An 8,454-nucleotide genomic window follows, 5' to 3' on the forward strand; every position below is an offset into this window, starting at 1 on the left:
GCCTGGGAGCCGGGTGAGGCGCACGGCTACCACGCCCAGACCTACAGCTGGCTGCTCGGCGAACTCGTCCGCCGGGCCACCGGGCGGACGCTCGGCCGGTGGGTGGCCGAGGAGATATCCGGGCCGCTCGGGCTCGATCTGTGGATCGGGTTGCCGCGGGCCGAGCAAGGGCGGGTCGGGCGGCTCGCCGAGGTCGAGGCGCCGGCGCCGCCCGCCGGGCAGGGGCTGCGGGTCCGCGCCAAGAGCACGGTGGCGGACGCGTACGGAGATCCGGCCTCCCTCACGCGCCGCGCCTTCGGGGCCATCGCTCCCGCGCCGGACGAGAACTCCCCCGCCTACCGCGCGGCCGAACTCCCCGCCTCCAACGGCATATCGACGGCCCGCGCGCTGTCCTGCTTCTACGCCGCGCTGATCGGCGAGGTGGCGGTCGAGGGCGAGGGCGGCGCCTTCCGCCCCGCCGCGAAGCCGCTGTTCGCGCCCGCGACGGTCACCCTCGCCCGGACCGAGGAGTCCGAGGGGCCGGACCGGGTCCTGGTCGTCAACTCCCGCTTCGGCCTGGGCTACATGCTCCACGGTTCCTCCTGCCCCCTCCTGGGCCCCGGCTCCTTCGGCCACCCCGGCCGCGGCGGCGCCCTCGCCTTCGCCGACCCGGACTCCGCGACGTCCTTCGCCTACGTCACCAACGGCATGCAGAAGAACGTCACAGCGGACCCCAGGGCCCAGGCCCTGGTCCGCTCCCTACGCGACTGCCTGTGGCAGGTCTGACCGAGCCACGGTTCGGCCCACGCCGCGGGCAGGCGTTCCGGGGGCCCCATCGGCCCCCTGCGGGACAGCTGTCCGCAGCCTCGTGGGCCGGTTGCGGATCCGTCTGACCCGTGGGCAAGGCCGCTGCCCCCGCGTAGGGTTGCCGGACGGCGTGGGTCGGCGGGGTGGCCGCTGGAGCACGGGCGCACCACGGGTGCCGTCGTGCGGGTCGGCGAGCGCCGCTCCCTCCCGACTCCCGCTCAACCGCACGCTCCTGACGCTGCCGCGAGCGGTCGACCGAGAAGAGCGGGACGAACAGCCCGGCCAGGCCTGAGAGGACGTGGGACGTGGAGGACGCGATGCGGCGGTTCGAGGGCTACGGCGTACTGATCACCGGCGCCGGACAGGGCATCGGCGAGGCGATCGCCCACCGGCTGGCGGCCGAGGGCGCGCGCGTGCTGGTCACCGACGTGGTCGGCGAGCGCGCCGAGAAGTCCGCGGCGCGCGTCCGCGCGGCGGGCGGCACGGCGGAGGCGCTGCCGTGCGACGTGGCTGACCAGGCGGCGGTCGACGCCGCGGTGTCCCGCGCCGTGTCGGCCTTCGGCACGCTCGACGTCCTCGTCAACTGCGCCCTGTCCTGTACGCCCGACCACCCCCGCTTCGAGGACGAGCCGGACGACGAGTGGTACCGGGACTTCGAGATCACCCTCCACGGCGCGTTCCGCTGCGCCCGCGCCGCCATGCCGCACCTGGCGGCCGCGCCGGACGGGCGCGGCGCGATCGTCAACATCGGCTCGGTCAACGGCGAGCAGGACTTCGGCAACCACGCCTACAGCGCAGCCAAGGCGGGTCTCGCGAGCCTGACCCGTACGCTCGCGGTCCAGTCCGCGCCCCGCGGCGTACGCGTCAACCTGATCGCCCCCGGCACGGTCCACACCCCCAACTGGCAGGGCCGGGAGGCGGGTTTGGAGCGGGCCAAGGCCCACTACCCGCTCGGCCGGGTCGGGGTCCCGGAGGACATCGCCGCCGCCACGGCCTTCCTGGCCTCCCGGGACGCCTCCTGGATCACCGGCATCACCCTCCCGGTCGACGGCGGCATCCTCATCAGCAACCTGGGCCTGCGCCGGGCATTCCTGGGCTGACGGCCCCCACCGGAACCGGCGAGGGCCCGGCGCCGCGGCTCTCCGCCGCAGTGCCGGGCCCTCTCAAGCCGAAGCTCGCCGCAGGCGAACCGTCAGCCGCCGGTCTTCAGAATCAGCCGCCCGTCTTCAGGAGCTGGGCCACCAGTGGGCCCGCCGAGTCGCCGCCGTGGCCGCCCTCGGGGACGACCGCAGCGGCGGCCAGGTCCCCGCGGTACGCGGTGAACCAGCCGTTGGGGTCCTTCTGCCCGTCGACCTCCGCCGAACCCGTCTTCGCGCCGACGTCCCCGCCCACGCCGGACATCGCCTGCGCCGCCGTACCGGCCGTGGCCGTCAGCCGCATCAGGCTGCGCAACTGCTGGAGCACGCCCGACGGCAGGGAGCGGGCGGCCGTGGCCAGCGGGCGGTTGTCCAGCGACGGAGCGACGAGGTAGGGCTGCTTGAAGGACCCGGACTGCACCGTGGCCGCCACCGACGCCATGTTGAGCGGGTTCATCCGGACCCCGCCCTGCCCGATCAGCGAGGCCGCCTTCGGCGCGTTCGTCTGCACCGGCACGGCCCCGTCGAACGTCGGCACACCGGTCTGCCAGTTGAGGCCGATGCCGAAGACCTCCTGCGCCTCCTTCGTCAGCGCGCTGTCGTCCAGCTTCTCGGCCTGCGTGATGAAGGCCGTGTTGCAGGAGCGCGCGAAGCTCTGCTCGAAGGTGCCGTTCTTGATCTCGAACTTCTTGTCGTTCTGGAACTTCCAGCCGCCGTACGAGGCGTACTTGGGGCAGGGGTGCGGCTTCCCGTAGCCCGCCAGGCCCTTCTCCAGCAGCAGAGCGGAGCTGATGACCTTCATCGTGGAGCCCGGCGCGAGTGAGCCCTGGAGGGCCAGGTTGAAGCCGTCCGCGGGGGAGTTGGCGACCGCGAGGATCTCGCCGGTGCTCGGCTTGACCGCCACCACGCCCGCCTTGCCGTGCTGGCGCACCGCCTGCTCGGCCGCCGACTGCAGGCCCGCGTCGAGCGTTGTCTTCAGCGTGCCGGGCATGCCCTTGGAGAGGACTTTCAGCGTCTCGTCCGGGGTCTCCTTGGAGCCCGCCGCGTCGGCGCGGGAGATCCACGTCTCCACGCCCGCCTCGCCGCCGGACTTGTCCCCGTACCGTTCGCGCAGCGAGGACAGCACGCCGCGCAGTGCCGGGTGCTCCTCCTCGGTCAGTTCCTTGCCGTTGCGGTCCAGCGCCTTGATCGGCGCGGCGTCGGCCTCGCCCGTCTTCAGGGAGTCGCCGCGGTGCAGGTCGGGGTGGACGACGGTGGCCTGCCAGTCGACCAGCGCCCGTCCGGTGGTCTTCCCGCGGGTGACGGTCAGCTCGGAGCCGTAGGACCAGTCGGCCTTCTTGCCCTTGTACGTGATGACGGCGTCGACGGTGAACGGCACGGTCCTGCCGTTGGCCTGGCGCGGGGTCAGCCTGACCTCGGAGATGTGCGCGTCCTCGCGGTAGGACTTGAGCGCGGCCGCGGCGTCCTGGCGGTTGTCCGTGTGGTTCGCGGCCCCGGCGGCGTCGCCCTTCGCCCAGGCGGCGAGGAACTTCCGCGCGGTCTCCTTGACTTCGGCCGCCGACGGGGGGCCCGTCTTGACCGGCGAGGGTTTCCCGGCCTCCGCGACCACGCTCAGCGGATCGCCCGAGCCCGAGCCGCCCCCGCCCAGCAGGCTGTACGCCCCGTATCCCGCCGCCCCCACCATCGCGGCGAACACCCCGCCGACGACGGCGACTTTTGCGCCACTGCGCATGCCAGAACCCCCCACAGCCCTACGGGCCAAAACGGACTTTCAACGACGGCTTCAATCACTCGGTCGAGGGGAGCGATTGCGCCGAACTCTACGACATCAGGCAGATGTCACACCCAGGTGTCGAGCCACATCCGATTCCGCCACGCCTCCATCGGTAGGGGCTGCCCTGTGTAGATGGGGAAGAAGTAGATGAAGTTCCACACAATGAGCAGGACGAGCACGCCGGCGCCCACCGCGCCCACCGCCCGGCGCCGCTCGCTCGACCCGGGTGGGCCGAGGATCGCGCCGATCATCATCGCCAGCGCGAGGCACAGGAACGGCGCGAACACGACCGCGTAGAAGAGGAAGATGGTGCGCTCCTGGTACAGGAACCAGGGCAGCCAGCCCGCTGCGATTCCGCACAGGATCGCGCCCGCCCGCCAGTCGCGGCGGAACGCCCAGCGGTAGAGCGCGTACAGCACCGCGAAGCACGCCGCCCACCACAGCAGCGGCGTCCCGATGGCCAGCACTTCGCGCGCGCACTTGCCGACCGTGTCGGCGGGGCAGCCCTGCTCGCCGGCCGCCGGGGACTCGTAGAAGTACGAGACCGGGCGGCCCAGGACCAGCCAGGACCAGGGGTTGGACTGGTAGGTGTGCGGCGAGGTCAGGCCGACGTGGAAGTCGTAGACCTCCGACTGGTAGTGCCACAGGCTGCGCAGCGGGCCCGGCACCCAGCTCCAGGTGGAGTCCTGGCGGGCCGGGTCGGAGGCCCAGTCGCGGAAGTAGCCGCCCTGGGTGGCGAACCAGCCGGACCAGGTGGCGACGTAGGTCACCACGGCCACCGGGACGAGCGAGGCGAACGCGGGCAGCAGGTCCCGCCGGGCCGTCGAGAGGTACGCGCGCGTGGCGCCCGCCGTCCGCCGGGCGCCCGCGTCCCACAGGATGGTCAGCAGGCCGAAGGCCGCCAGGATGTAGAGGCCGTTCCACTTCGTGGCGCAGGCCAGGCCCAGGCACACGCCCGCGGCGAGCCGCCAGGGCCGCAGGCCGAGGCCCAGCCGGTCGCCCACGCCGGCGTCGGGCCGCACGTCGCCGCCCTCGCCCGCGGGGAGCGCGGCGGCCAGCCGGGCGCGCGTCCTGTCCCGGTCGACCAGCAGGCAGCCGAAGGCCGCGAGCACCCAGAACATCAGCACCAGGTCGAGCAGGGCGGTGCGGCTCATCACGAAGTGCAGCCCGTCCACCGCCAGCAGCAGGCCCGCCAGGCAGCCGAGCGCGGTGGAGCGGAACAGCCGCCGCCCGATGCGGCACAGCATCAGCACGGACAGCGTGCCGAGCACGGCGAGCATGAAGCGCCAGCCGAAGGGGTTCAGGCCGAACAGCCCCTCGCCGAGGGCGATCGTCCACTTCCCGACAGGCGGGTGCACGACATACGAGGGGTCCGCGCTGAGGGGGACGCGCGGGGGGTTCTGGAGGATCAGCTCGTTGGCGTTCTTCGGCCAGCTGCCCTCGTAGCCGTACTGGAGCAGCGACCAGGCGTCCTTTGCGTAGTACGTCTCGTCGAATATCACCGACCGGGGAGAGCCGAGGTGCCAGAAGCGCAGGGCGCCCGCCAGCAGCGCGACCAGGAGCGGGCCGATCCAGCCCGCCCAGCGGGCCAGCCGGTCCGCGAGGTGCGGGCCCAGGCCCAGCACGGACCACAGCCGGGCGCCGGGCGTCGAGTACGGCGGCGTCAGCCGGTCCCGTACGGGGGTCCGCGGCCGGTCCACGTGCCCGAGGCGGCGCAGCCGCAGCTGCCAGGCCGGGGTTCGCTGCTCATCGAGCGCCGGCCGTGCGCTGGTCACGGTGTCACTGGTCACCGCGCCATCGTAGGGAACCCACCTGTCCTTGCGCTCCCACCGGGGGCCCGGCCGGGGTCAGTACGCGAAGGCGCGGGCCGTGTTCGCGGCAACGGCGGTCGCGAGGGTGTCCTCGGGGACGGCCTTGACCTCCGCCATCGCGCGGAGCGTGATCGGGATCAGGTAGGGGGCGTTGGGGCGCCCCCGATACGGCGCCGGCGTCAGGAACGGCGCATCGGTCTCGACCAGGAGGAGGTCGAGCGGGGCCACGGCGACCGCCTCCCGCAGCGCCCCCGCGTTCTTGAATGTGACATTCCCCGCAAACGACATGAAGTACCCGCGCTCCGCGCAGACCTTCGCCATCTCCGCGTCCCCGGAGAAGCAGTGGAAGACCACGGTCTCCGGCGGCCCCTCCTCGGCCAGCACCCGCAGCACGTCCTCGTGCGCCTCCCGGTCGTGGATCACGAGCGCCTTGCCGTGCCGCTTGGCGATGTCGATGTGGCGCCGGAAGGAGCACTCCTGGGCGGCGACCCCGTCGGGCCCGGTCCGGAAGTAGTCGAGACCGGTCTCGCCCACGCCCCGTACGTACGGCAGCGCCGCGAGCGCGTCGATCTCCGCGAGGGCCGCGTCGAGCGCGGCGTCACCGCCGGGCCGGCGGGCGCCCTGCCGCGACCAGCCGGCGCGGGGGGTCTGGGGGGCTTGTCCCCCAGAAGAGGGAGTGCCGAGGACGATGCGCGGCGCCTCGTTGGGGTGCAGGGCCACGGTCGCCCAGACGCTGTCGTGGGCCGCGGCCGTCTCGGCCGCCCAGCGGGACCCGGCCACGTCGCAGCCGACCTGGATCAGCGTCGTGACCCCGACCGCCGCGGCTGCGGCGACCGCCTCCTCGACCGTGCCGCTCTGCATGTCGAGGTGGGTGTGGGAGTCCGCGACGGGTACGCGCAGCGGCTCCGGCGGCGGGGGAGGCGCGGTCTTGTCGGCCGTCCTGGCGGCCGCGCCGCTCTTCGTGCCGTTGCCGTTGCCGCCGGTGCCGTTCGTGGATGCCTTCGCCGCCATGGCAGCCATCCTAGGAGCCCGCCCGGATCCGGCCGGACGGGCCCGTGCCCATAAGGCCGGGCAAGGCCGGGGTTCCGGAAACCCGCTCATAGGAGCGGGTTTCCGGAAGGGCCCGCCTATAGGGCCCGGCCCGCCTGCAAGGCCCGGCCCGCGCGCTACTTCCGGTGGAAGACGTGCAGCAGATCGGAGAAGTGCCGGCGCTGGGGCGCCGGGGCGTTCCGCCCGGTCCGCGCGGCGGCCTCCCCGCCCGCCTCACGGGACCCGCCGCCCGCGGTCGTCACCGTGGGCGCCATCGGCGCCTCGGAGGGCAGCAGCGGACCGGCGATCCCCTGATGCGCGAGCCCCGCGGCGGCCGTGGGAATCTGCCCGGACCGCATGATGCGTACGACGTGGCCGTCGCAGTTCAGGCAGGTGGGCCGGGTCAGCGGGGAAGGGACGCGCTCACCGCCCGCGTGGTAGGTGACGTATGCCCGGCCCTCGGTGTCGACGTGGTGACGTATTTCGTACTCCTGCTCCCAGCCGTGGCCGCATCGCATACAGGCGAAGGAGTACGCCTCGTGGGTGGGTGGCTCGGGTCGTGCGGTGCGGGACAGCGGGGGGACACCGCGAGGGGTGTCTGCGATCTCACTCATGCCAGCTCCTCTTGTCCACAGGACAAGCCTCTCTGGGACCGGATCGTCCCAATGTCCAGTGGACGCCTGTCCCAGCGAGAACGCAGCAGCCCCTGCCACCTGTTGATCCAGATTTTGGGGGCGGTTGTGAAAGGGCCCGTCAGGGCGGCTGGAGCTTTGCGTTCCAGCGTAATCCTTTACTTTCCTGTGGGCCGTTCGAGTGGCGTGTTCTTTGCCGTCACGACGGCGTCGAACACCTCGCGTTTGGGTAGCCCCGCCTCGGCGGCGACGGCCGAAATGGCCTCCTTGCGGCGTTCGCCCGCCTCCTCGCGGACCGCCACGCGGCGGGCGAGCTCGGCCGGGGTCAGATCCTGGGGGCCGGGCGCGGGGGCGCCCTCGACTACCACAGTGATCTCACCGCGTACGCCCTCGGCGGCCCACTCCGCCAGCTCTTTCAGCGGGCCGCGCCGCACCTCCTCGTACGTCTTGGTCAGCTCCCGGCACACGGCGGCGCGGCGCTCGGCGCCGAAGGCCTCGGCCATCGCGGCGAGGGTGGCGTCCAGGCGGTGCGGGGCCTCGAAGTAGACGAGGGTGCGGCGCTCGTCGGCCACCTCACGGAGGCGGCCGAGCCGCTCGCCCGCCTTGCGCGGCAGGAACCCCTCGAAGCAGAACCGGTCGACCGGGAGGCCGGACAGGGCGAGCGCGGTGAGTACGGCGGAGGGGCCGGGGACCGCGGTCACCCGCACGCCGTGCTCGACGGCGGCGGCCACCAGGCGGTAGCCGGGGTCGGAGACGGACGGCATTCCGGCGTCCGTCACCAGCAGGACGCGCGAGCCGCCGGTCAGGGCCTCGACCAGCTCGGGGGTGCGGGCGGACTCGTTCCCCTCGAAGTACGAGACGATCCGCCCCACCGGCTGGACGCCGAGCGCCGTGGTCAGGCGGCGCAGCCGCCGGGTGTCCTCGGCGGCGACGACGTCGGCGGCGGCGAGTTCGGCGGCGAGCCGGGGTGGGGCGTCCGCCACGTCCCCGATAGGCGTTCCGGCAAGCACGAGTGTTCCAGTCACCCCATCATCCTCGCAGGGCGCGCCCCCCGCCCCGGCGCGGGCAGGAGCCCCCACCGCGTGGTGACGCGGTGTGATCGCGTCGCTTTGGATAGTGACCGGATCCTCCGCTAAGGTCCCGGACCCGGGCAGGCACCGCACCCGACCCCGTCGGACTAGGTGGGAGCGTCGTGAGCAGAACGCAGGGCAGCCATCGGGCCGCGCGCGGCGCACGCCGTGGCCGGGTCAAGGAGCCGGACCCGCCGTACGCGCGCGGCCCGATGG

At 73.4% G+C, this 8,454-nt stretch carries 7 protein-coding genes; 2 read left to right on the forward strand and 5 right to left on the reverse strand.

The window, feature by feature from the left end; translation table 11 throughout:
• Both AOK16_RS21905 and AOK16_RS21910 read left to right on the forward strand, forming a co-directional pair.
• The coding region (locus AOK16_RS21905; protein WP_157859304.1) for a serine hydrolase domain-containing protein at nucleotides 1-765 on the forward strand (765 nt) is incomplete at its 5' end.
• Nucleotides 766-1,103: 338 nt separating this feature from the next.
• Nucleotides 1,104-1,886, forward strand: coding sequence for an SDR family NAD(P)-dependent oxidoreductase (locus tag AOK16_RS21910; RefSeq protein WP_055473901.1), 783 nt, complete (start codon nucleotides 1,104-1,106; stop codon nucleotides 1,884-1,886).
• Between the two features lie 112 nt (nucleotides 1,887-1,998).
• Here the strand turns inward: AOK16_RS21910 and AOK16_RS21915 are convergent, their stop codons facing one another.
• The 5 genes from AOK16_RS21915 to rsmI form a co-directional block, all read right to left on the reverse strand.
• Nucleotides 1,999-3,654 (reverse strand): penicillin-binding transpeptidase domain-containing protein, encoded by a 1,656-nt coding sequence (locus AOK16_RS21915; RefSeq protein WP_055473896.1) that lies wholly within the window; start codon nucleotides 3,652-3,654, stop codon nucleotides 1,999-2,001.
• Nucleotides 3,655-3,761: 107 nt separating this feature from the next.
• A complete protein-coding gene (locus AOK16_RS21920; protein ID WP_055473897.1) occupies nucleotides 3,762-5,486 on the reverse strand; it encodes a dolichyl-phosphate-mannose--protein mannosyltransferase in 1,725 nt (574 codons plus the stop codon).
• 57 nt (nucleotides 5,487-5,543) lie between these two features.
• Nucleotides 5,544-6,518: a TatD family hydrolase gene (locus tag AOK16_RS21925; protein WP_055473898.1), complete on the reverse strand. Its 975-nt coding sequence runs from the start codon at nucleotides 6,516-6,518 to the stop codon at nucleotides 5,544-5,546.
• A gap of 155 nt (nucleotides 6,519-6,673) precedes the next feature.
• Nucleotides 6,674-7,150, reverse strand: a complete 477-nt coding sequence (locus tag AOK16_RS21930) for a hypothetical protein (protein WP_055473899.1) — start codon at nucleotides 7,148-7,150, stop codon at nucleotides 6,674-6,676.
• 176 nt (nucleotides 7,151-7,326) lie between these two features.
• Nucleotides 7,327-8,193 carry a 16S rRNA (cytidine(1402)-2'-O)-methyltransferase gene (gene rsmI / locus AOK16_RS21935; protein WP_079101650.1) on the reverse strand — a complete coding sequence of 289 codons (867 nt, stop codon included), beginning with the start codon at nucleotides 8,191-8,193 and terminating at the stop codon, nucleotides 7,327-7,329.
• Nucleotides 8,194-8,454 lie beyond the last annotated feature (261 nt).

The organism is Streptomyces pathocidini, from assembly GCF_001418495.1.
In the GTDB taxonomy this organism is placed as follows: Bacteria; Actinomycetota; Actinomycetes; order Streptomycetales; family Streptomycetaceae; genus Streptomyces; species Streptomyces pathocidini.